The organism is Streptomyces sp. CNZ287, assembly GCF_007827615.1.
On record NZ_VISV01000002.1, the window covers coordinates 562,691 to 584,982 of the forward strand.

21 protein-coding genes and 1 riboswitch are annotated in these 22,292 nt (G+C 73.9%); of the genes, 15 read left to right on the forward strand and 6 right to left on the reverse strand.

Annotation, left to right across the window (positions count from 1 at the left end):
• Positions 1 to 2: 2 nt before the first annotated feature.
• The 8 genes from FB457_RS06630 (at position 3) to FB457_RS06665 (ending at position 6,930) form a co-directional block, all read left to right on the forward strand.
• Positions 3 to 896: a DUF881 domain-containing protein gene (locus FB457_RS06630; RefSeq protein ID WP_253911117.1), complete on the forward strand. Its 894-nt coding sequence runs from the start codon at positions 3 to 5 to the stop codon at positions 894 to 896.
• Positions 893 to 1,225: a small basic family protein gene (locus FB457_RS06635; protein WP_027744874.1), complete on the forward strand. Its 333-nt coding sequence runs from the start codon at positions 893 to 895 to the stop codon at positions 1,223 to 1,225. Before FB457_RS06630 ends, FB457_RS06635 begins: the two co-directional genes overlap by 4 nt.
• Positions 1,226 to 1,584: 359 nt before the next feature.
• On the forward strand, positions 1,585 to 2,421 hold the full coding sequence (locus tag FB457_RS06640) for a DUF881 domain-containing protein (RefSeq protein WP_047014432.1): 837 nt from the start codon (positions 1,585 to 1,587) through the stop codon (positions 2,419 to 2,421).
• A gap of 156 nt (positions 2,422 to 2,577) precedes the next feature.
• A complete protein-coding gene (locus FB457_RS06645) occupies positions 2,578 to 3,402 on the forward strand; it encodes a double zinc ribbon and FHA domain-containing protein (RefSeq protein ID WP_078898119.1) in 825 nt (274 codons plus the stop codon).
• Positions 3,403 to 3,435: 33 nt separating this feature from the next.
• A complete protein-coding gene (gene ftsR / locus FB457_RS06650; protein ID WP_145781153.1) occupies positions 3,436 to 4,158 on the forward strand; it encodes a transcriptional regulator FtsR in 723 nt (240 codons plus the stop codon).
• Positions 4,159 to 4,211: 53 nt separating this feature from the next.
• Positions 4,212 to 4,685, forward strand: coding sequence for a bifunctional nuclease family protein (locus tag FB457_RS06655; RefSeq protein WP_026276413.1), 474 nt, complete (start codon positions 4,212 to 4,214; stop codon positions 4,683 to 4,685).
• A 211-nt stretch (positions 4,686 to 4,896) separates the two neighbouring features.
• Positions 4,897 to 5,445, forward strand: coding sequence for a MerR family transcriptional regulator (locus FB457_RS06660; RefSeq protein ID WP_047019709.1), 549 nt, complete (start codon positions 4,897 to 4,899; stop codon positions 5,443 to 5,445).
• Between the two features lie 114 nt (positions 5,446 to 5,559).
• Positions 5,560 to 6,930 (forward strand): DNA polymerase IV, encoded by a 1,371-nt coding sequence (locus FB457_RS06665; protein ID WP_047014429.1) that lies wholly within the window; start codon positions 5,560 to 5,562, stop codon positions 6,928 to 6,930.
• Positions 6,931 to 6,974: 44 nt separating this feature from the next.
• Here FB457_RS06665 and FB457_RS06670 read toward each other — a convergent pair whose 3' ends face one another.
• The gene (locus tag FB457_RS06670) at positions 6,975 to 7,361 is read right to left on the reverse strand and encodes a PRC-barrel domain-containing protein (protein ID WP_173534813.1); all 387 of its coding nucleotides are present in this window, start codon (positions 7,359 to 7,361) and stop codon (positions 6,975 to 6,977) included.
• A gap of 152 nt (positions 7,362 to 7,513) precedes the next feature.
• Positions 7,514 to 7,610, forward strand: a riboswitch (glycine riboswitch).
• A 178-nt stretch (positions 7,611 to 7,788) separates the two neighbouring features.
• Here FB457_RS06670 and gcvP point away from each other — a divergent pair.
• Positions 7,789 to 10,686 (forward strand): aminomethyl-transferring glycine dehydrogenase, encoded by a 2,898-nt coding sequence (gene gcvP, locus FB457_RS06675; RefSeq protein WP_145781154.1) that lies wholly within the window; start codon positions 7,789 to 7,791, stop codon positions 10,684 to 10,686.
• 124 nt (positions 10,687 to 10,810) lie between these two features.
• Here gcvP and FB457_RS06680 read toward each other — a convergent pair whose 3' ends face one another.
• Together FB457_RS06680 and FB457_RS06685 are read right to left on the reverse strand one after the other, a co-directional pair.
• Complete coding sequence (locus FB457_RS06680) at positions 10,811 to 11,017, reverse strand: DUF5999 family protein (RefSeq protein ID WP_047014426.1); 207 nt, start codon at positions 11,015 to 11,017, stop codon at positions 10,811 to 10,813.
• A gap of 257 nt (positions 11,018 to 11,274) precedes the next feature.
• Positions 11,275 to 11,859, reverse strand: coding sequence for a hypothetical protein (locus FB457_RS06685; protein WP_047014425.1), 585 nt, complete (start codon positions 11,857 to 11,859; stop codon positions 11,275 to 11,277).
• Positions 11,860 to 12,315: 456 nt separating this feature from the next.
• On the opposite strand from FB457_RS06685, the gene FB457_RS06690 reads away from it, so the two are divergent.
• Positions 12,316 to 13,809, forward strand: a complete 1,494-nt coding sequence (locus FB457_RS06690) for a glutamate-cysteine ligase family protein (RefSeq protein WP_047014424.1) — start codon at positions 12,316 to 12,318, stop codon at positions 13,807 to 13,809.
• Between the two features lie 128 nt (positions 13,810 to 13,937).
• On the opposite strand, the gene FB457_RS06695 is transcribed toward FB457_RS06690, so the two are convergent.
• Entirely contained in the window at positions 13,938 to 15,704 is a 1,767-nt protein-coding gene (locus FB457_RS06695; protein ID WP_253911116.1) for a substrate-binding domain-containing protein, read from the reverse strand.
• Between the two features lie 121 nt (positions 15,705 to 15,825).
• Here FB457_RS06695 and FB457_RS06700 point away from each other — a divergent pair, with 121 nt between their 5' ends.
• From FB457_RS06700 to FB457_RS06710, 3 genes are all read left to right on the forward strand, one after another.
• On the forward strand, positions 15,826 to 16,569 hold the full coding sequence (locus tag FB457_RS06700) for a CPBP family intramembrane glutamic endopeptidase (protein WP_047019708.1): 744 nt from the start codon (positions 15,826 to 15,828) through the stop codon (positions 16,567 to 16,569).
• Positions 16,570 to 16,686: 117 nt separating this feature from the next.
• A complete protein-coding gene (locus FB457_RS06705) occupies positions 16,687 to 17,202 on the forward strand; it encodes a lytic polysaccharide monooxygenase auxiliary activity family 9 protein (RefSeq protein ID WP_047014422.1) in 516 nt (171 codons plus the stop codon).
• Between the two features lie 309 nt (positions 17,203 to 17,511).
• On the forward strand, positions 17,512 to 18,072 hold the full coding sequence (locus tag FB457_RS06710) for a PadR family transcriptional regulator (RefSeq protein ID WP_078898595.1): 561 nt from the start codon (positions 17,512 to 17,514) through the stop codon (positions 18,070 to 18,072).
• Between the two features lie 60 nt (positions 18,073 to 18,132).
• Here FB457_RS06710 and FB457_RS06715 read toward each other — a convergent pair whose 3' ends face one another.
• Positions 18,133 to 18,909, reverse strand: coding sequence for a DUF4232 domain-containing protein (locus tag FB457_RS06715; protein WP_145781156.1), 777 nt, complete (start codon positions 18,907 to 18,909; stop codon positions 18,133 to 18,135).
• Positions 18,910 to 19,099: 190 nt separating this feature from the next.
• Between FB457_RS06715 and FB457_RS06720 the strand changes: the two genes are divergently transcribed.
• On the forward strand, positions 19,100 to 20,149 hold the full coding sequence (locus FB457_RS06720; protein ID WP_047014419.1) for an EamA family transporter: 1,050 nt from the start codon (positions 19,100 to 19,102) through the stop codon (positions 20,147 to 20,149).
• Here the strand turns inward: FB457_RS06720 and FB457_RS06725 are convergent.
• A complete protein-coding gene (locus tag FB457_RS06725; RefSeq protein ID WP_047014418.1) occupies positions 20,131 to 20,802 on the reverse strand; it encodes a pyridoxamine 5'-phosphate oxidase family protein in 672 nt (223 codons plus the stop codon). The two genes, FB457_RS06720 and FB457_RS06725, sit on opposite strands and share 19 nt — an antisense overlap.
• A gap of 105 nt (positions 20,803 to 20,907) precedes the next feature.
• Between FB457_RS06725 and FB457_RS06730 the strand changes: the two genes are divergently transcribed.
• Positions 20,908 to 22,239, forward strand: a complete 1,332-nt coding sequence (locus FB457_RS06730) for an aminotransferase class I/II-fold pyridoxal phosphate-dependent enzyme (protein WP_047014417.1) — start codon at positions 20,908 to 20,910, stop codon at positions 22,237 to 22,239.
• The last annotated feature ends 53 nt before the right edge of the window (positions 22,240 to 22,292 follow it).

Below are 22,292 nucleotides of genomic sequence, written 5' to 3' on the forward strand. Positions count from 1 at the left end.
GCATGCCGCAGCAGCCCCCCGAACGGAGCAGCGCACCGGCACGCCCCCGTCCGGACGCCTCCATGTCGCTGCTGACCCGGCTGATGGATCACAGCCTGGACGACGGGTACGCCGAGGCCGCCGCGCGCCACGGTGCCCGCCCGCGCGGCGAGCGGCTTCCGCAGCGCCTGCGCGGGCGGGCCTGGCTCGCCGCCGGCCTGGTGCTGACCGCCCTCGTCCTCACCGTCGGAGCCGCCGAGGCGCGGATCGAGGCACCCGACCTCGCCCGGGAGCGCGAGGAGCTGATCGAGCGGGTCGAGGACAGGACCGCCGCGGCGGACGACCTCGACCGCGCGGTCGAGCGACTGCACGGCGAGGTGGCCGACCGGCAGCGCGAGGCGCTGGAGGAGAACGGCAGCGACCAGGCGGCGCTGCTCGCGCTGCTGGCCGGCGCCGCCGAGGCCCGGGGCCCCGGCGTACGCCTCGTGGTGGACGACGCCGCCGACGCGGGCACCGGCGCGACCGGCGGCCCCCGCAGCTCCACGAGCTTCGCCGACGACGGCCGGGTGCGCGACCGCGACCTGCAGCGCATCGTCAACGGCCTCTGGCTCGCCGGCGCCGAGGCCGTCTCCGTCAACGGCCGCCGGCTCACCGCCTTGTCCGCGATCCGCGCGGCCGGCGACGCCATCCTCGTCGACAACCGCCCGCTGGCGCCGCCGTACACGGTGCTCGCCATCGGCGACGGCGAAGCCCTCCTGGAGCGGTTCCGGGAGAACGCCGACGGCCACTACCTGGACGTACTCCGGGACAACTACGGCATCAGGGCCGGGGTCTCCGCACGCGACGACCTCCGGCTGCCGGCCGCCACCGGCCTGTCCCTACGCCACGCAGAACCGAAGGAGAACAACCCCTCGTGATCGCCGTACTGGGCCTTGTCGCGGGCATCGTCATGGGCCTCGTGGTCCAGCCCGTGGTGCCGGCGGGCCTGGAGCCGTACCTGCCCATCGCCGTCGTCGCCGCGCTCGACGCGGTCTTCGGAGCGCTGCGGGCCATGCTCGACGGGATCTTCGACGACAAGGTCTTCGTGGTGTCGTTCCTGTCGAACGTCGTCGTGGCCGCGCTGATCGTCTTCCTCGGCGACAAGCTGGGCGTCGGCGCGCAGCTCTCCACGGGCGTCGTGGTCGTCCTCGGAATCCGGATCTTCTCCAACGCCGCCGCCATCCGGCGGCACGTCTTCCAGGCGTGATGCCCGTGTCCGACGAGACTCCGCCGAAGTCCCCGCGCCCGGGCGACCCGCCCGCCGCGTACCCGCAGGGCACGCCGGGCGTACCGCCCACACCGCCGCGCCCGCCCGCGCCCCGGCACCAGCCGCCGCGGCACGCCTCGCGCGAGCACCCGCCGCCGCGCCACCCGCGCGACCAGCCGCCGCGCAAGCCGCCACCGCAGCGGCCGGAGCCGCCGCAGCAGAGGTCCGAGGGGCCGCAGCCGCCCGTACAGCGGCCGCCGGCCCAGCAGCCGCCCCGGAAGCCCCGGGCGCAGCAGCCTCCGGGTCAGCAGCAGCCTCCCGGGCAGCCGCGCCCCCCGGCGCCGCAGCAGCGTCCGCCCATGCAGCGGCGGCCACCCGCGCCGCAGCTCCCCGGCCCTCCTGCGCCGCCCGAGCGCACCGCGCCCGCCGAGCGCTCCGCGCCTCCCGAGCCGTCCTCCCCGCCCGAGCCGGAGCTGGGCGCCGGCCGGCGCCGCCTGGTCGACGCCGTGTGGCCGCTCCGGCTGACCCGCTCGCAACTGATCGTCGCCCTGCTGCTGTTCGTCCTCGGCCTGGGCCTGGCCATCCAGGTCCGCTCCACAGGAGAGTCCAGCGCGCTGCGCGGCGCCCGCCAGGAGGACCTGGTACGGATCCTCGACGAGCTGGACGACCGCACCCAGCGCCTCGAAGACGAGCGGGAGCGGCTGGAGGACCAGAAGGCGGAGCTGGAGAACAGCTCCGACCAGGCGGAGGAGGCGCGCCGCCAGACCGAGGCCAAGGAGCGCCAGCTCGGCGTGCTGGCCGGCACGGTCGCCGCCGAGGGCCCCGGCATCGAGATCACCGTCCGCGGCCCCGAGGGCGCCGTCGAGGCGGACATGCTGCTGGACACGATCCAGGAGCTGCGCGCGGCCGGCGCGGAGGCGATCCAGATCAACGGCGTACGCGTGGTCGCGGGCACGCACTTCGCGGACGCCGGCGAGAGCGACGTGGAGATCGACGGCCGCCGGGTCTCCCAGCCGTACGTCTTCCGCGTGATCGGCCGGGCCGAGGATCTGGAGCCCGCGCTGAACATCCCCGGTGGGGTGGTTCAGACCATGGAGGAGGAGCAGGCTACGGTGTCCATCGAGCCCCGGGACACGGTCCTCGTGGACGCCTTGCGGCGGGAGAAGCGGCCTGACTACGCTCGGTCGTCGTCGTGACCTCAAGGTTACGGGGGGTCGACGCATCGGCTGCGGTCGCGTAGGGGAAACTGTCCGGGGGTTGTGGACGTTCAGTGAATGTCCGGTGCCGCTGATGCGCGTGTCGAGTGACCTGCTCGTACACGGGCCTGTCCGACGGTCAAGGGGAAATCGCCCGTGAAGTTGTTCGCTAAGTTGTTCGGGAGGGGCTCGGCGGATCGGCCGGGCCGGCACCGCGCCGCGTCCCAGGGCGGCGAGGCCGGCGAGCGCGCCTTGTACCGGGATCAGGCGCCTCCGCCGCCCGGCGACATTTCGGGTGGTCAGGGCGAGTCTTATGTTGACCCTGCCGCGTCGGGCCGCATAGGTTTCGGGGAACCGTCAACCTCAAGTGCGGGTGGAGGGTTCGCCCCCGGCTCGCATCCGCCCGACGCCGCTGCGGGCGCTCCGCAGCAGGAGGCACAGTCCATGGACCTGCCGGTATGCAACAGGTGCGGGGCCCGGAACGCCCAAGCGAGCCGGTTCTGCTCCAACTGCGGCGCCCCGCTGCGGGCCGGTGTGGCCGAGCGTCCCTCGGAGACCACCACCACGATCTCCATCTCGGGCATCGAGGCATACGAGGCCGAGGTCGCCAGCGGCGGGCAGACGCTGCCGCCGCTGTCGCCCGAGGCGCAGGCGGCCGTCGACGCGCTGCCGCCCGGCTCCGCGCTGCTCGTCGTCCGCCGCGGCCCCAACTCCGGGGCGCGCTTCCTGCTGGACAGCGAGCTGACCACCGTCGGGCGCCACCCGCAGAGCGACATCTTCCTGGACGACGTCACGGTCTCCCGGCGGCACGTGGAGTTCCGCCGGACCCCTGACGGCCGGTTCTCGGTCGCCGACGTCGGCAGTCTCAACGGCACGTACGTCAACCGCGAGCGGATCGACGAATTCGAGCTGACCAGCGGGGACGAGGTGCAGATCGGAAAGTTCCGGCTGGTGTTCTTCGCCAGTCGGCGCGCCGCCTGACGGCGGGGAGCACACGACCACGGGACGGAAGCGATGGGCGACACCCCGAGGGGCGGCACCGCCGCTCCGGAAGCGGACCGGCCGGACCGACGCCGGGCGCGCGACCGGCACTTGAGCATCGGGGGCGTCCTCGCCGTGCTCCGCGAGGAGTTTCCCGAGGTCACCATCTCCAAGATCCGCTTCCTGGAGTCGGAGGGCCTGGTGGAGCCGCAGCGCTCGCCGGGCGGCTATCGCAAGTTCGGCGCCGCGGACATCGAGCGGCTGGCCCGGATCCTGCGCATGCAGCGGGATCACTACCTGCCGCTCAAGGTCATCCGTGAGCAGTTGGATGCCGACCCCGTGGCCGGCGCCGGGACCGGGGCCTCCGCCGTCGCGGAGGCCCCGCACGATCCCCGTATCGACCGGGAGACGCTGCTGCGCACCGCCGCCGTCGGCGAGGACGAGCTGGCGTCCTGGGAAGAATTCGGTCTGGTCGCCCCGGACGCCGACGGGCTCTACGACGCGGACGCGGCCTCGGTCGCCCGCCTGGTGGCCGAGCTGGGGAGCTACGGGGTGCAGGCGCGCCACCTGCGCGGCCTCAAGGCCGCCGCGGACCGCGAGGCCGGCCTCGTCGAACAGGTCATCGGCCCGCTGCGGCGGCACCGCAGCCCGCAGACGCGGGCCCACGCGGAATCCACCGCCGAACGGCTGATCGAGCTGTCCGCGCGGCTGCACACGACCCTCGTACGGTCCTCACTGCGGGTCGCCGGCAACTGACCGGTCCCGTGCTCGACTACCCAAAACCGCCGGGGTCGGCCTAGGGTTGCTGTGTGAACGAGCTCGACGTTGTGGGTGTCCGGGTGGAAATGCCCTCGAACCAACCGATCGTTCTCCTGCGTGAAGTGGGCGGCGACCGGTACCTCCCCATCTGGATCGGTCCTGGGGAGGCGACGGCGATCGCCTTCGCGCAGCAGGGCATGACCCCCGCGCGCCCGCTGACCCATGACCTGTTCAAGAACGTGCTGGACGCGGTCGGCCAGGAGCTGTCCGAGGTCCGGATCACCGACCTGCGGGAGGGCGTGTTCTACGCCGAGCTGGTCTTCTCCGGCGGCGCCGAGGTGAGCGCCCGCCCCTCCGACGCCATCGCGCTCGCGCTGCGTACCGGCACGCCGATCTACGGCAGCGAGGGCGTGCTCAACGACGCGGGGATCTCGATCCCGGACGAGCAGGAGGACGAGGTGGAGAAGTTCCGCGAGTTCCTCGACCAGATCACGCCCGAGGACTTCGGTACGAACCCCCAGTGAGAGGCGCCCCCCGGTAGCCCGCCCGGGCCTACCGTACGGGTGCCGTCGGCTAAACCACCCGTAGGGTGATGAGCACCCGGCGTGCCCCGTGTGGCGTTCGTTGACGCGCCCGGGGCGACTGCCTACCGTCGGGTGGCAGGTCTGGGAGCGGGAGGTCGGCGTGGTGGTCACGGACGGCGGGAGATGGGCCGGCGGGGGCGGAGCGGTGCCGCTGTACGGGCACGGTGCGGAGCCCGCGAGGCGGCCGCAGGCAGCGTCCGCGGCCCCGGACGAGGTCGGCTACCGGGGACCGGCGGCGTGCGCCGCGGCCGGCATCACGTACCGCCAGCTCGACTACTGGGCCCGCACGGGCCTGGTGGAGCCGAGCGTCCGGCCTGCGAACGGCTCGGGCGCCCAGCGGCTCTACGGCTCCCACGACGTCGTCGTCCTCAAGATCGTCAAGCGGCTGCTGGACGCCGGGGTCTCGTTGCAGAGCATCAGGACGGCCGTGCGCCACCTGCGCGCCGCGGAACCGGCCGGGCTGCGGCGGATGACCCTCATCAGCGACGGCGCCACGGTCTACGAGTGCACGTCACCCGACGAGGTCGTCGAACTGCTCCAGGGCGGCCAGGGGATCTTCGGGATCGCCGTCGGCGTGGTCTGGAGCGACGTGCAGGCGGCCCTCGCGCAGTTGCACGCGGAGCACATCGACACCGGCGAGACGCTGGTCGGGCAGAACGCGGCCGACGAGCTGGCGCGCCGCCGCAGCCGCGCCGGCTGATGCCCCTCCGGCAGCCTTGCCGGCGGCGTCCCGCGCCCGGCCCGTACGGCGCCGTCACGGTCGCCTGACGACCGCTGCGGGGCCGATGTCGTACCCATGGGGGACCATCACCGTGTGAGAAGCGCGCCGTCGGTCCTGCACCTGGACATGGACGCGTTCTATGCCGCCGTCGAGCAGGCCGCCAAGCCGAGCCTCCAGGGCAAGGCCGTGATAGTCGGCGGCCTCGGCCCCCGCGGCGTGGTGGCCACCGCGTCGTACGAGGCCCGGGTCTTCGGGGTGCACTCGGCCATGGCCATGGGCATGGCCCGCAGGCTCTGCCCGAACGCCGCGTTCCTCATCCCCCGCTTCCGGCTCTACCAGCAGGTCAGCGGCCAGGTCATGGCACTGCTCAGGGAGCTGTCGCCGCTGGTGGAGCCGCTGAGCCTGGACGAAGCGTTCGTCGACCTCGAAGCCGGCGGCACGCCCGCGGAGGAGGGGGCGTGCCGGGACGTGGCGCGCCGGCTGCGCGCCGGCATCCGTGCCGCCACCGGCCTCACCGGGTCCGTCGGGCTCGCCGCCTCCAAGATGCTCGCCAAGGTCGCCTCCGAGCTGGCCAAGCCCGACGGGCTCGTCGTGGTCCCGCCGGGCGGCGAGCGGGCGCTGCTCGGGCCGATGAACGTGCGCACGCTGCCCGGCGTCGGCCCGGCGACGGCGGACACGCTGCGCCGGGCCGGGATCACCACGGTCGGGGAGGTCACGGACGCCGGCGAGGACGAGATGGTGCGGCTGCTGGGCAAGGCGCACGGCACCGGGATCCACGTGATGGCGCTGGGCCTGGACGCGCGGCCGGTGGTCGCGGACCGGGACACCAAGTCCGTCTCCGTCGAGGACACCTTCGACGTCGACCTCACCGACCGGGTCCGGATCCGCACCGAGGTCGAGCGGCTGGCACGGCGGTGCGTGACGCGGCTGCGCGGCGCGGGGCGCTCCGGCCGCACGGTGGTCCTCAAGGTCCGGAGGTACGACTTCTCCACCCTCACCCGCTCCGAGACCCTGCGGGGGCCCACGGACGACCCGGCCGTGGTCACCGAGGCGGCGCTGCGGCTGCTGGACAGCGTGGAGACGACCGCGGGCGTGCGGCTGCTGGGCGTCGGCGTGAGCGGGCTCGCGGACTTCACGCAGGAGGACCTGTTCGCGCAGGCCGGTCAGGCGCCGGAGGTGCAGCACGGTCCGGTGGACGCCGACGGTCCGGTGGCGCTGCCGCCGCCGGAGCCGCCCCCGCCGCCCGCCCCGGCGGAGCCGGAGCCGGCGGCGCCGCACTGGCTGCCGGGGCTGGACGTGCGGCACGCGGAGCACGGCCCCGGCTGGGTGCAGGGCAGCGGCGTCGGCCGGGTCACGGTGCGGTTCGAGGTGCCGGGCTCGGCGCCCGGGCGGGTGCGCACGTTCGCCGCGGACGACCCGGCGCTTGTGCCCGCGGACCCGCTGCCGCTGGTGCCGGGCGGCTGACGCCCGCCGGCCGACGCCCGGCGGCCCGGATGCTCCTATGGATGTCAGTCGTCGGAGCCGGCGACCTCGCCGAAGTCCCGGTCCTGCGGCTGCTGCGGCCGGGTCTTGGCGACCTCGGGCGGCAGCGTCATGCCGTAGTGGTGGTAGAGCTGGAGTTCCTGCTCGGGGGAGAGATGCCGGCCGACGCCGAAGTCCGGCGCGTCCTTGATCAGCTCCCGTTCGTACGGCACCCGCAGCCCTTCGTCCGCCAGCTCGCTCGGCCCCAGCGGCACGAACGCGTCCCGGTGGAAGAGACCCGTGCGCAGCGCAGCCCACTGCGGGGCGCCGGTGGCGTCGTCGAGGTACACCTCGTCGACGGTCCCGAGCTTGTCGCCGTTGCTGTCGTACGCGCGCACGCCGATCAGGCTCCGGGGGTCGATGTCGGTCTGCACGGTGCCTCCCACGTCTCGTCACAGCTCCGCTGCCTCCACGTAACGGCACAACCCGGCCCGCGGCCACTCGGCGGGCGCCGCCCGGGCGCACGGGAGCCGGTGCCCGCGCCGGGATGCGCGGGGGCGTGCGCTGGTACGCTGATCGTGGCTGCAGACCCCGTGCGGGAGAGTCCTCCGCCCGCCAGCCGGAGGCGCCGAAGGAGCAACTCCTCCCCGGAATCTCTCAGGCCCCCGTACCGCACGGACGAGGTCACTCTGGAAAGCAGGGCGGGCCGCCGCGCGGCCCCTCCTCACCGACGGTGCAAGCCGCGCCGCGCCCGGTCAGGGCGTGCCGGTGAAGCTCTCAGGTCCGGATGACAGAGGGGGAGGCCGTACGGGTGCCCGGCCCAGGGGCATCCGCGAAGGTCCGCGCGACCAGGAGGCCCCTTTGTCCGAGACGAACGCCCACCGCATCCCGCTGTCCGCCCTGGAGCGCGGCACGCCCTTCGAGCAGCGCCACATAGGACCGGACGCGGGCGACCGGGCCAAGATGCTCGCCCAGGTCGGCTACGGCTCGCTGGACGAGCTGACGGAGGCCGCCGTACCCGGCTCGATCAAGGGCACCGGCGCGTTCACGCTCCCCGCGGCCCGCTCCGAGGCCGAGGTGCTGGCCGAGCTGCGCGGCCTGGCGGCGCGCAACGAGGTGCTCACCTCCATGATCGGCCTCGGCTACCACGGCACCCACACGCCGCCGGTCATCCTGCGCAATGTCATGGAGAACCCCGCCTGGTACACGGCGTACACCCCGTACCAGCCGGAGATCTCCCAGGGCCGTCTGGAGGCGCTCCTCAACTTCCAGACCGTCGTCTCCGACCTCACCGGGCTGCCCACCGCCGGCGCCTCCCTGCTCGACGAGGGCACGGCCGCCGCCGAGGCGATGGCCCTCTCCCGGCGCGTCGGCAAGGTCAAGGACGGCGTCTTCCTGGTCGACGCCGACACCCTGCCGCAGACCGTCGCCGTGCTGCGCACCCGCGCGGAGCCGACCGGCGTCGAGGTCGTCGTCGCGGACCTCGCCCGCGGCATCCCCGCCGAGGCCGCCGAGCGCGGCGTCTTCGGCGTGCTGCTGCAGTACCCAGGCGCCTCCGGTGCCGTACGGGACCTCACGCCCGTCATCGAGCGGGCACACGAGCTGGGCGCCGTCGTCACCGTCGCCGCCGACCTCCTGGCGCTCACCCTGCTGACCTCGCCCGGGTCGCTCGGCGCCGACATCGCGGTCGGCTCCAGCCAGCGGTTCGGGGTTCCGATGGGCTTCGGCGGGCCGCACGCCGGCTACATGTCCGTACGCGAGAAGTTCGCGCGCAGCCTGCCGGGGCGGCTCGTCGGCGTCTCCAGGGACACGGACGGCGCGCAGGCGTACCGGCTGGCCCTCCAGACGCGCGAGCAGCACATCCGCCGCGAGAAGGCCACCAGCAACATCTGTACCGCGCAGGTGCTGCTCGCCGTGATGGCGTCGATGTACGCCGTCTACCACGGCCCCGAGGGCCTGGCGGCCATCGCCCGGCGCACCCACCGCTTCGCCGCGGTCCTCGCCGCGGGCCTGCGCGCCGGCGGCGCCGACGTGGTGCACGACGCGTTCTTCGACACCGTCACCGTCCGTGTCCCCGGCCGGGCCGCCGAGGTGACCGCACGCGCCCGCAACGCAGGCGTCAACCTCCGCCTCGCCGACGCCGACCACGTCGGCATCTCCTGCGACGAGACCACGGTCCGCGAGCACCTGGCCGTCGTCTGGGACGCCTTCGGTGTCCCCGGCCGGGACGTCGGCGAGCTGGACGCCGCCACCGCCGACGCGCTGCCCGCCGGTCTGCTGCGCACCGACGAGTACCTGACCCACCCGGTCTTCCACCGGCACCGCTCCGAGACCGCCCTGCTGCGCTACCTGCGCACGCTCGCCGACCGGGACTACGCGCTGGACCGCGGCATGATCCCGCTCGGCTCCTGCACGATGAAGCTCAACGCGACCGCCGAGATGGAGGCCGTCACCTGGCCCGAGTTCGCCGGGCTGCACCCCTTCGCGCCCGCCGACCAGGCCGCTGGCTATCTGACCCTGATCCGCGAGCTCGAGGAGGGCCTGGCCGCCGTCACCGGCTACGACAAGGTCTCCCTGCAGCCCAACGCGGGATCGCAGGGCGAGCTGGCGGGCCTGCTGGCGGTACGGGCGTACCACCGCGCCAACGGCGACGAGCGCCGCACCGTCTGCCTCATCCCGTCCTCCGCGCACGGCACCAACGCCGCCTCCGCGGTGATGGCCGGCATGAAGGTCGTGGTCGTGAAGACCGCGGAGAACGGCGAGGTCGACGTGGACGACCTGCGCGCGAAGATCGGGCAGTACGGCGACGAGCTGGCCGTGCTCATGGTCACCTACCCCTCGACGCACGGCGTGTTCGAGGAGCACATCACGGAGATCTGCGACGCCGTGCACGCCGCCGGCGGCCAGGTGTACGTGGACGGCGCCAACCTCAACGCGCTCGTCGGCCTGGCGGGACCCGGGAAGTTCGGCGGCGACGTCTCGCACCTGAACCTGCACAAGACGTTCTGCATCCCGCACGGCGGCGGCGGCCCCGGTGTCGGCCCGGTCGCCGTCCGCGAGCACCTGGCCCCGTACCTGCCGAACCACCCGCTGCAGCCCGCCGCGGGCCCCGGGACGGGCGTGGGCCCGGTCTCGGCGGCGCCGTGGGGCTCGGCCGGGATCCTGCCGATCTCGTGGGCGTACATGAAGCTCATGGGCGAGGACGGGCTGCGCCGTGCCAGCCAGGTCGCGGTGCTCGGCGCCAACTACGTGGCCAAGCGGCTGGAGCCGCACTTCCCGGTGCTGTACACGGGTCCCGGCGGGCTCGTCGCGCACGAGTGCATCGTCGACGTACGGCCGCTGACCAAGGCGACGGGCGTGTCCATCGACGACGTGGCCAAGCGGCTGATCGACTACGGCTTCCACGCCCCGACGATGTCGTTCCCGGTGGCCGGGACGCTGATGATCGAGCCGACCGAGAGCGAGAACCTGAGCGAACTCGACCGGTTCTGCGAGGCGATGATCGCGATCCGGCGGGAGATCGAGCGGGTCGGCACGGGGGAGTGGGACAAGGACGACAACCCGCTGGTCGGCGCGCCGCACACCGCGGCGCAGCTCGCGGGGGAGTGGAAGCACCCGTACGGGCGTGCGGAGGCCGTCTTCCCGGCCGGGGTGACGCCCGCGGACAAGTACTGGCCGCCGGTGCGCCGGATCGACGGCGCCTACGGCGACCGGAATCTGGTGTGCTCGTGCCCCCCGCTGGACGAATACGACGACTGACGTACGCCCGCGCGCGTACGGCACCCGGCCCGGCGCCCCCGCGCCGGGCCGGCGGCGTGCGGAGCGTGCGGACGGCCGCGGGAGCCCGCCGGCGGGCGGCGGCCGGTGCCGCCGCCCGGGCAGGTCAGGCCGCGGCGGTCACGTCGTCGGCGTTCGGCGGCCGGTGCGGCGCGATGATCCGGCCGTCGGGCAGCAGCTCGCCGGTGTCCTCGAACAGCAGAACGCCGTTGCAGAGGAGGCTCCAGCCCTGCTCCGGATGGTGCGCCACCGGGCGCGCCGCCTCCCGGTCGGTGGACTGGGCGGTGGGACAGGGTGGCTGGTGCTGGCACATGGCTGGGTACTCTCGCCGTTTCGTGGTCTCGGTCCTGCGGTCTGCAGATGTCATCGCCGCCCCCGTGTCGACTCGTTCCCCAACCAGTGTTCCCCCGCGCGCGTCAATTCGCAGGGATTTACCGGCAGGTGGTCTCCGGGGCAGAAGACGCATCACCCTCGCGGGCGGTTGCTCGGTGCCGGACCATCCTTTCGGGGGGTGCACCGGCGGGGAGTGGACTAGTCCACAGCGGTGATCAGACCGTGACCTCGCCGTGATCAGGCGGAGGAGCCGAGCAGCCGCACGCCCGCCAGCCGGTCGCGCAGCGCGGGCAGCAGATCGCCGGCGCGGTGCGCGCGGTGGGCCCGGATGCCGGGCGGCGCGGGCGCCAGCGGCACCAGCAGATCCGCCGGGTCGACCGTGCCCGACTCGGCCGGCGCGGTGACGTCGGCGCGCAGCCAGAGCGTCACCATGTACAGCTCGGGTACGGACAGCAGCCGCGGCTGCAGCAGGGCGGGCAGTGACTCGGCCTGGCGCAGGGCACGTTGGGTGGAGGCGACGTACGGGCCCTCGGAGAAGTGCGAGAACGCCCAGCCGTCCGGGGTGATCCGCGCCTCCGCGGCGGCGACGACGCGGCCCTCGGCCGCGAGGTGGAACCGCCAGCCGGTGAGCGCCGCGCGCGGTGTGCCGTCCGCGGCGCCGACCCCCGCCAGGACGTGGACGGGCAGCGCGTCCGTCGCGTCCGCCGGGCTCCCGGACACCGGCGCGAGCGCACGGGTCCCGCGCACCGCCGTCGGGGACTTCAGCGCGGCGTTGACGCTGCGCAGAGCCGGGGAGGGGGGCGTAAGGACGCTGAGCGGCATAGGGGTCGCCTACTTTCGACAGACGTGGAGCAGAGCAGGGGGCAAGATGCGGACGGCGCTGTCTGCTAGCGGGGTCAGAGGGGACCGCATCCGTGTAAGGGGGCGCCAACTCTCTGCCTCGTTCGCGAATTTTATACGACTCCCGGTAGGAGTCCTTCCGCCTAGCCGTCCGGGTGAATTCCGCAAGAGGATTCTCGGTCGCATATCCGCTGGTCTTTCCGGAACATCAGCGAGAATCACCTGGCGGGCGCGGTAACGGCCGGCACCCGGGGTCGGCCGGATCTCGCCGGGGATTGCGGCCGATCGGCGGGCGGTGGCGCGCGCGCCCGGCGGTGTGCGGTCGGAACGACGCCGTCCGGCGGGGCGGTCAGCGTAGCCGACGACACGGCGGCTGCGGGCGTCAGGGTACCCGCGTCTGGGCATCATCCCGGGCAGCCGAGCCGAGGAGGAACCTCGATGGGCGAGAAGGTCGTGGCCGGCGGGTTCGACCTGTCCGACCGCCGCCGCTATCGGCAGCGGCTCCGCGAGTGTCTCGTGGGGCTGGAGCGACTGCTGGAGGAGAAGAGATTCGACCGCCCGCAGAACCTGATGGGGCTGGAGATCGAGTTGAATCTCGTCGGTGCGGACGGCATGCCGCAGATGATGAACACGGAAGTGCTGGAGCGCATCGCGAGCCCCGACTTCCAGACCGAGCTGGCCCAGTTCAACCTGGAAGTCAATATCGCGCCCCACCGGCTCGCCGGCCGGGTGCTCGACCAGCTCGCGGAGGAGCTGCGGACCGGGCTGTGGTACGCGGACCGGCAGGCGCGCGAGGTGGGCGCCGGGATCGTGATGATCGGCATCCTGCCGACGCTGACCGCCGCCGACCTGGTCTCCGGCAACCTCTCCGAGGTCGACCGCTTCCACCGGCTCAACGAGCAGATCCTCGCGGCCCGCGGCGAGGAGATCCACCTCGACCTGCGCGGGGTGGAGGAGCTGACGTACACCACCGGCTCCATCGCCTCCGAGGCCGCGTGCACCTCCGTCCAGATGCATCTCCAGGTCACCCCCAGCCGGTTCGCGGACGTCTGGAACGCCTCGCAGGCGGCGGCGGCCGTGCAGGTCGCGCTCGGCGCCAACGCGCCGTTCGTCTTCGGCCGGGAGCTGCTGAGCGAGTCGCGGCCCGAACTCTTCCTCCAGGCCACCGACACCCGGCCGCCGGAGTACCGCGCGCAGGGCGTGCGCCCGCGCGTCTGGTTCGGCGAGCGCTGGATCACCGAGCCGCTGGAGCTGTTCGAGGAGAACCTCCGCTACTTCCCCTCGCTGCTGCCGCTCTGCTCCGCGGAGGACCCACTGCGCGTCCTGGACGAGGGCGGGGTGCCGGAGCTGTCGGAACTGGTGCTCCACAACGGCACCGTCTACCGCTGGAACCGGCCCGTGTACGACCTCGCCGGCGGCGTCCCGCACCTGCGGGTCGAAAACCGGGTGCTGCCCGCGGGGCCGACCGTCACCGACGTCGTCGCCAACGCGGCGTTCTATTACGGCCTCGTGCGCACCCTCGCCGACGAGCAGCGGCCCGTCTGGGGCCGGCTGCCCTTCGACGGCGCGGCGGCCAACTTCGCCGCCGCCTGCCGGGACGGGATCGACGCCACGCTCGTGTGGCCGGGCAGGCGGCGGCTCGGCGGGGTCGCGCGGGTGCCGGTGGCCAAGCTCGTACGGGACGAACTGCTGCCGATGGCCGCCTCCGGGCTCGACGCCTGGGGCGTCGACCCGGCCGACCGGGACCGCTACCTCGGGGTCATCGAGGAGCGCTGCCGGCGCCGGGTCAACGGGGCGTCGTGGCAGGCGGCGGCGTTCCACCGGGCGCTGGGGCGCGGGCTGGACCGGGGGGCGGCGCTCGCGGAGATGACGCGGCGCTACGTGGAGCTGACGCGTACGGAGGAGCCGGTGCACCGCTGGCCGGCGGACTGACGCGGGGCCGGGTCGCGGAGGCGGCGGGCCGGGCGCGCAGGGCCGGCGCTTCGGCGCGTACGGCCTGCGCCCCGGCCATGGGTGCTGCGCCCCGGTCCGTACGGGTCATCCCCCCCGGCCCGCACGGCTCAGGACAGCGCCGCCTTCGCGCCGGCGTCCGTCACCGCCCGCAGCAGCACCGCGTGGATCTCCTTCGGGTCCGTCACCCGGTACGACTCGCCCCCGACGGCTTCCGCGATCCGCCCGCACGCCTCGATGTCCGCGTCCGGGCCGATGCCGATCGCGATCAGGCCCACCGGCCGCTCCGGGTCCGCGGTCTTCCGCAGCCGCGCGGCGAGATCCGCCGCGGAGATGCTGCCCGGGTCCTCGTTGGTGCCGTCGGTGAGCAGTACGACCGCGTTGAAGCGGCCCGGCGCGTACTCCTTGACCTGCCGCTCGTACGCCGCAAGCGCCGTGTCGTACAGGCCCGTCGCGCCGTCCGGCACCGGCTGGAGGCTGCCGAAGGCGCTCGCGAGAAGCTCGCGGTGGCTGGCGCCGTCGTCGGTGCGCTGGGCCAGCCGCGTGGTGCCGGTGACCTCCTCGTAGTCCTGCTCGCCTTCGAGCCGGGTGGAGAACCGCCACAGGCCGATCTCGTCCTCGCCGGTGAACTGGGAGAGCGCCTGGATGAGTGCGTTCTTCGTGACGTCCATCCTGGTCTGCCCGGCCTCGCCCGGGACCAGCTCGCCCATCGAGCCGGAGACGTCGACGACCGTCGTCAGCCGGGCGCTCTGCACCGTGACCGTCCACATGCCGAGGACCGAGGCGACCTCGTCGGGGGCCGGCGCTTCGGCGGGCGGGGCGTCGAAGGGCTGCGGGGCGGCGCCGCCTGCGGCCATCGCCAGGTCCGCGTCGAGGCGGCCGTCGGGGGCGCGGAAGCCCTGGCGGCGCAGCTGGTCGGTGGTCTTGCCATCGGTGAGGAGCCGCTGGAAGCGGCTGGCGGCGCGGACCCGGTCCATCGCCATGGCGTCGTTGTCGACGATCGTGTACGGGTAGTCGAGCGCGACCGTGCCGCCCTCCGGGTAGAACATGTCGAGCCGCCCGCCGGTGCTCGCGCCCGCGTTGTGGCGGAAGGCGGCCTGCTCGGAGAGGAAGAGCGCGTCGTTGTCCTTCGGGTCGTCCAGACCGGAGTCCGGGAGGGACGCCAGCACCGCCGCGTCGCCGGGCTCGACGCGCTCGGAGAGCAGCTTGGCGGTCGCGGCGGTACGGGTGTCCGCGTCCTTGCCGCCGGCCCGGTGCATCGCCGTCAGCGCGAGCGCGCCGGTGGCGCTCACCGCCGGGTCCGCGGTGCCGAGGCGCAGGCCGGCGCCGTCGCCCAGCGCGGCGTCCGTCAGCTCGGCCCAGCCGTACGTCTTCTCCGGCCAGCCCAGTTTGCGGGCGCCGTCCTGGAGGGTCGCCATCCCGACGGGTGAGCTGGCCAGCCGGGTCACCTCGTCGATGCTCGCGCCCCCGCCGCCTGCGGTGACCATGCCCGTCCAGATGCTGGAGTCGGGTATCCAGACCTGGAAGCCGGGCCGGGTGTCCTTGCCGCGTAGCGCCTGCGCGACCTCGGCGGCGGGCCGCGCGCTCACCTCGACGTCCAGGCAGCGGCCGTCCGTCTTCACCCCCGTGGCGCGGGCCCGCTGTGCGGTCCTGCGGACGACGGGGGCGATGTCGGGCGAGGCGACGACGGCGAGTTCGAGGTCCGCACCCGCGCACGGGTCGTCCTGCGGCAGCAGCCCGGTCTGCACGGCGACCACCGCTCCGGCCCCGATCGCCAGGACGAGGGCGGTCGCGATGACCACCGTGCGGCCCCGTACGCTGCGCCGCAGCACGGCTTCGTCCGTTCCGTACGCATCGGGCAAGCTGTGTCGTCCCATGGTCGTCCCCCCGGACAGCCGCATATTGGTCATGTGTTTTTGCGTGACCCTAGCGACACGGTGGGTCCCATGGGGAGGGATTGACCAATTGGAGGAGCGAGTGCAGGACCAGTCCCGCCGGATGCTGAGCAGCGAAACGCTGCTGGTGCTGGCGCTGTCCCTGGGCGCGAGCGCGGTCTCGGCCCTGATCAGCTTCATCGGCTCGGTGACCAGGTCCGGCGGGCTGAAGGAACAGTCCGCCAACCTCAACTCCTCGGCCGCGCCTGGGCGTCCGTGGCTGGATCTCGCGTGGCAGCTCTTCGGGATCACGACCGCGCTGGTGCCGGTGGCGCTCGTGGCGTACCTGCTGGTGCGCGAGCGCGCGGGCGGGCTGGGCGCGGTGGGCCTCGACGGCCGGCGGCCGGGCTTCGACCTGGGCTGGGGCGCGGCCGTGGCGGCGGTGGTCGGCGGTACGGGACTGGCGTTCTACCTGGGCGCGCGGGCGGCGGGGTTCAACCTGACCGTCGTACCGGAGTCGCTGCCGGACGTCTGGTGGAAGATCCCGGTCCTGATCCTCTCCGCGGTGCAGAACTCCGTGGTGGAGGAGGTCATCGTCGTCGGCTATCTGCTGCGCCGGCTGGACCAGCTGGGCTGGACCCCGAAGGCGTCGCTGGCGGCCAGCTCGCTGCTGCGCGGCACGTACCACCTGTACCAGGGGATCGGCGGCTTCATCGGCAACGCGGTGATGGGCGTGCTGTTCGTCCTGCTGTACCGGCGGTGGGGGCGGGTCGGGCCGCTGGTGGCGGCGCACGCCTTCATCGACATCGTGGCGTTCGTGGGGTACGCGCTGCTGGCGGGGAAGGTGGGGTGGCTGCCTACGGAATGAACGGCTCCGGCCCGGTGGGCCGGTGCCGGCGGCCAATTCTCCCTGCTCCACGGTCTTGACGGTGGTCTGACAATGGATAAAGTCTAGACCAATGCCCCCCATGCAGGGAGAGACAAGATGCGCAGTCTCAAAAAGCGTGCAGCGATCGTCGCCGCGACCGTGACCCCGCTGGTCGTGCTCGCCCTCCCGGCCCCGCAGGCGAGCGCACACGGCTGGATCACCTCGCCCCCGAGCCGGCAGCAGCAGTGCAAAGCGGGCACGGTCTCGTGCGGCCAGATCCAGTGGGAGCCGCAGAGCGTCGAGGGCCCCAAGGGCCTGACGAGCTGTCACGGCGGCAACAGCCGCTTCGCCGAGCTCAACGACGACAGCAAGGGCTGGGCGGTCACCGACATCAACAGGACCCAGTCGTTCAACTGGCAGATCACCGCCAACCACCGCACGAGCACGTGGCAGTACTTCGTCGGCGGCCAGAAGGTCGCGGAGTTCAACGACGGCGGCGCGCAGCCGCCCTCGCAGTTCAGCCACACGGTCAACTTCGGCAACATCACCGGCCGTCAGAAGGTCCTGGCCGTGTGGAACGTGTACGACACGGCAAACGCCTTCTACGCCTGCATCGACGTCAACATCCGCTGACGCCGAGCAGTCCCGTAACGGCAGCAGCAGACCCCCGGGGAGCGACCGGCCCCCGGGGGTTCGGTGTGTCCGGGGTGAGCTGACCGTGACAGGGGTCGACATCCCTGGACGCAGGGCGAAGCCGGGACCTTTCCCGGCTTCGAGCCCTTCGGTCCCCTCTTCATGCGGGCCCTCGACGAGTGGGCGGGTGCAGTCCGACGCAGGTGCCGTGTGCGCGATGAGCCGGGCCGGTGGCGGCTTGCCTTGCGAGTAGTAGCGATATATCGTTGACGTGTCGCAATCGATCGTAGAAGGAATCCGGAAGAGGTGATGACCATGGGAGGGCATGGACACGGATACGGCCCGCGTGGCGGGCGGCGTTCGGCCTTCGGGGGGTTCGGGCCGCCGTTCGGGCCGCCCTTCGGGCGGGGGCGTGGGGGGCCGCGGGGGCGGGCTCGGCGGGGGGATGTGCGGGCTTCGATCCTGGCGTTGCTCAAGGACCGGGACATGCACGGGTACGAGATGATCCAGGAGATCTCCGAGCGCAGTGGCGGGGCCTGGAAACCCAGCCCAGGGTCGGTCTATCCGACGCTGCAACTGCTGGAGGACGAGGGGCTGATCGTCAGCGCCACCGAGGGCGGGAAGAAGCTGTTCTCGCTCACCGACGCCGGCCGCGAGGAGGCCGAGTCCGGGCCCGAGGCGCCCTGGGAGGACGCCGGGCGCGGGGTCGACTGGGAGGCGCTGCAGGAGGTCCGGCAGTCGGGCTTCGCGCTTGCCGAGGCGTTTCGGCAGGTGTACACCACTGGCACGCCCGAGCAGCGCCAGGAGGCGCTGGCCGTCGTCAACGACGCCCGGAAGAAGCTCTACCTGATCCTCGCCGAGGAGAGCTGAGCCCCGGCGCCCGGCCGGCCGGACCGGGCGGGCGCCGCGGCTCGGCCGCGCGCAGAGCCGTCAGCGCGCCGGGCCCGCTCCCTTCGCCAGCGGCAGGGACTCGATGCGGCCCGCGTCGCAGACCTCGCCCAGCGGCCACGCGGTGTCCGTGTGGTGGTACGTATCCGGCGGGATGACCTGCAGCTCCGCCGGCTTCGGGCGGCAGGCGCCGTTCACGTTGTCCGAGCCGCTGGCCACCACGGTCCAGTGCAGCCGGCTCCACGCCGAGGCGCCGGGTGCGAGTGTCTGCATCGACGGTGTGCGGCTGCGGTCCCGTACCACCGTGGTCGGAACCTTCGTGCCGTCGGCCCTGACGAGTTGCAGGCCGGTCCAGCCGCGGGTGCGGCAGGTGGTGTCCGAGTCGTTGGTGAGGACGAGCGCCGCGTAGCGGTTGCCCGCCGCCGAGTTGAGCGGCCGTACGGAGGCCGCCAGGTCGCCCGTACGGCACCAAGGAGCCGCCGCCGAATCGTCGGCCGCCGTCTTCGGTTCCGTCTTCGGCTCCGCCTTCAGCGGCTCCACGGCCGCGTCCTCGTCCGTCTTGCCGTCCGCCTCCGTGCCGGCTGCCTTCTCCGGTTCTGCGGCGTCCTTCGCGGGCGCGTCCTGCTCCGCCCCGTCCCCGTTCCGCGCGCTGTCGTTCCCGTCGGCGCTCTGCGCCGGCAGGGGCTTGGAGTCGCCCGCGTTGTCCGTGTTGCCGGCTGCTCCGCCGGAACTCGCGCCGCAGCCTGCGGCCAGCAGCCCCGCCGCCGCGAGGGCGGCGAGGGCGATGCGGGTGCGGGCGCGGCCGGGCTGTCGTCTCATGTCTTCCCCCTGGCTGCTCGGAGTGACCAGATCGTGGGGTGTCGGTCGTTGGACCCGTGCGGGGAGCGATCGGTTCCACCGAGTGGATGCCCGCGGGCGGAGGGCGGGATGCGCGCTCTGCGCCCGCGCGCCTCATGTCAGTAGCAACAAAGGATGACACTCATGTACGGCCGCTGACATAATCGCCCGCATGCAGCAGTCATTCGACAGGCGCGCCGGGCTCGGGCTCGCGCTGGCCTCCGCGCTCGCGTTCGGCGGTTCCGGGGTGGCGGCGAAGCCGCTCATCGAGCAGGGCGTGGACTCGCTGCACGTGGTGTGGCTGCGTATCGCGGGGGCCGCGCTGGTGCTGCTTCCGCTCGCCTGGCGGCACCGCGCGCTGGTACGGGAGCGCCCCGCGCTGCTCGCCGGGTTCGGCGTGCTCGCGGTCGCCGGCGTGCAGGCGTTCTACTTCGCGGCGATCGCCCGGATCCCGGTCGGGGTGGGGCTGCTCATCGAGTTCTTCGGTCCCGCGCTGGTGCTGGGCTGGGTGCGGTTCGTCCAGCGGCGGCCGGTCACCCGGCAGGCCGCGGTCGGGGTGCTGTTCGCGGTCACCGGGCTGGCCTGCGTCGTCGAGGTCTGGGCCGGCCTCGGCTTCGACGCGCTCGGGCTGCTCCTCGCCTTCGGCGCGGCCTGCTGCCAGTGCGCGTACTTCGTCCTCGCCGGACACGGCACCGACTCCGCCGACGGCAAGGCGCCGAACCCGCTGGGCGTCATCGCGTACGGGCTGATCGTCGGCGCCGTCGTGCTCACCCTCGTCTCCCGGCCCTGGAACCTGGAGTGGTCGCTGCTCGGCGAGCGCGCGGAACTCGGCGGCATGCGGCCGCCTGCCTGGACGCTGATCGTCTGGATCGTCCTGGTCACGACCGTGCTGGCGTATCTGTTCGGCGTCCTCGCGGTGCGCCGGCTCTCGCCGCCGGTGGCGGGGGTCGTCGCGTGTCTGGAGGCGGTCGTCGCGTCGGTGCTGGCGTGGGTGCTGCTGTCGGAGCACCTGGGCGCGGCGCAGATCGTGGGCGGCGCGCTGGTGCTGATCGGCGCGTTCACGGCGCAACTGGCGGCGCCCGCGCCGGGTCCCGGCGAGCGCGGCGAGCCGGTCGCCGGGAACGTACCGCGGCCGCGCGAGGGCGGCGAGGAGCCGTCCGGCGGCGCGCCCGCGGCATCCGCCGCCGACGCGCCGCCGCCCGGTCAGTCCGCGGGCAGATAGCCCGGCGGCTCGACGCCCGGGGCGAGGTCGGCGGCCGGTACGGGCGCGCCGTACACGGGCGCGACCGGCACCACTCCCGTCCAGTACGGCAGTTCCAGGTCCTCCGGCTCGTCCTCGGGGCCCCCGGTGCGCGTCTTCACCGACACCTCCTCGATGGCGAGCCGGAGCACCGCCGTCTTGGCCAGCTCCTTGGCGTTCGCGCGCCGGGAGTCGTCGGCCCGGCCGGGGACGATGTGGTCGACGATCGCGTCGAGGGCCATGGTCCGCTCGTCGTGGTCGGTCACGGCGTACGCGTCGCCGTGCAGCATCGCGGAGCGGTAGTTGATCGAGTGGTGGAACGCGGAGCGGGCCAGCACCAGTCCGTCCACGTGCGTGACCGTCAGGCACACCGGCAGCCCGGCGTCCTCGGCCCGCCCGGCGGTGCGCAGCGGGCGGGAGCCGGTGGAGCCGTGCACGTACACCTGCTCGCCGACGCGCGCGTAAAGCGTGGGCAGGACGACGGGGCGGCCCTCGCGGAGGAAGCCGAGGTGGCAGACGTAGCCGGCGTCGAGCACGGAGTGCACCACTGCGCGGTCGTACGACGCGCGCTCGCGGGAGCGCGTCGGCACGGTGCGGTCGGTGGGGCGGTAGGCGGCGGGGGGCGTGGCGGACACGGGCGGCTCCCTCTCTGCTCGGCGGTGCTCGGTGGTACGTGCCGCCGGCTGCGCGGCGGCGGTGTCGAGTTGCGATCCTCATTGCACTAGTGCAATATATTCTTTGTGCTAGGAGAGTATCGGATCGAAGGCCGGGGCGCAGCAGAGATCTCCGCCAGCATCGAGCGCGGCATCGGCGCCGGTGCGCTGCAGCCCGGCGCCCCGCTGCCGCCGCTGCGTGCGCTGGCGGCGGAGCTGGCGGTCAACCCGAACACGGTGGCCGCCGCGTACCGCATGCTGCGCGAGCGCGGCGTCGTCGAGACCGCGGGGCGGCGCGGCACCCGCGTGCGCGCCCGCCCCGCCACCTCGCCCCGCGAGCAGATCAGCGTCGCGGTGCCGCCCGGCGCCCGCGACCTGTCCACCGGCAACCCCGATCCCGCCCTGCTGCCCCCGCTCGCCGGCGCCCTCGCCGCCGCGGCCGCCCGGCACGCCGCGGCCCCCGTGCTCTACGGCGACGAGGGCGTCGCCCCCGAGCTGGCCCGCCTGGCCCGCGCCGACTTCGACGCCGACGGTGTCCCGCCGGGACCCGTCGCCGTCACCTCCGGCTCGCTCGATGCGATCGAGCGCGCGCTCGCCGCCCACCTGCGCCCCGGCGACGCCGTCGCGGTCGAGGACCCCGCCTGGGGCAGCCTGCTCGACCTCGTGCCCGCGCTCGGCCTGCGGCCGGTGCCGGTCGAGCTGGACGACGAAGGGCCCCTGCCGGAGCGTGCCGCGGCGGCGCTGGCCTCCGGCTCGCGCGCCCTCGTCGTGACCTCCCGCGCCCAGAACCCGACCGGCGCCGCGCTCACCCCGGCGCGCGCCGACGAACTGCGCGCCGTCCTCGCCCGGCACCCGGACGTGCTGCTCGTCGAGGACGACCACGGGCACGCGATCGTCGACCTGCCGTTCCAGCCGCTGGCCGGCGCCGCGCGGCACTGGCTCGCGGTGCGCTCCGCCGCCAAGGCGTACGGCCCCGACCTGCGGCTCGCGGTGCTCACCGGGGACCGGGTGACCGTGGACCGCGTCGAGGGCCGCCAGCGCCTCGGCCCCGGCTGGGTCAGCCGGCTGCTCCAGGACACGGTCGTCCACCTGCGCAGCAGCGGGGTCCTCGACCCGGCGGCGGTCGCCCGCTCGTACGGCGAGCGGCGCGAGGCACTGCTGGCGGCGCTGCGGGGGCGCGGGGTCGAGGCCACCGGGCGCAGCGGCATGAACGTGTGGCTGCCCGTCCCCGACGAGACCTCCGCGGTCACCCAGCTCCTGCGCTCCGGCTGGGCGGCGGCACCCGGGGCCCGCTTCCGCCTCGCCTCGCCGCCCGGGATCCGGCTGACCGTCTCGCCGCTGGCGGGCGAGGACGTGGAGCCGCTGGCGGATGCGGTGGCGGAGGCGGTTCGGCCCGGGCCCGGACGGCGGTGGGTCTGAGGGGAGTACGGCCGCCCGTCCGGCGGGCGTACGCAACGCCCGTACGGAGAACG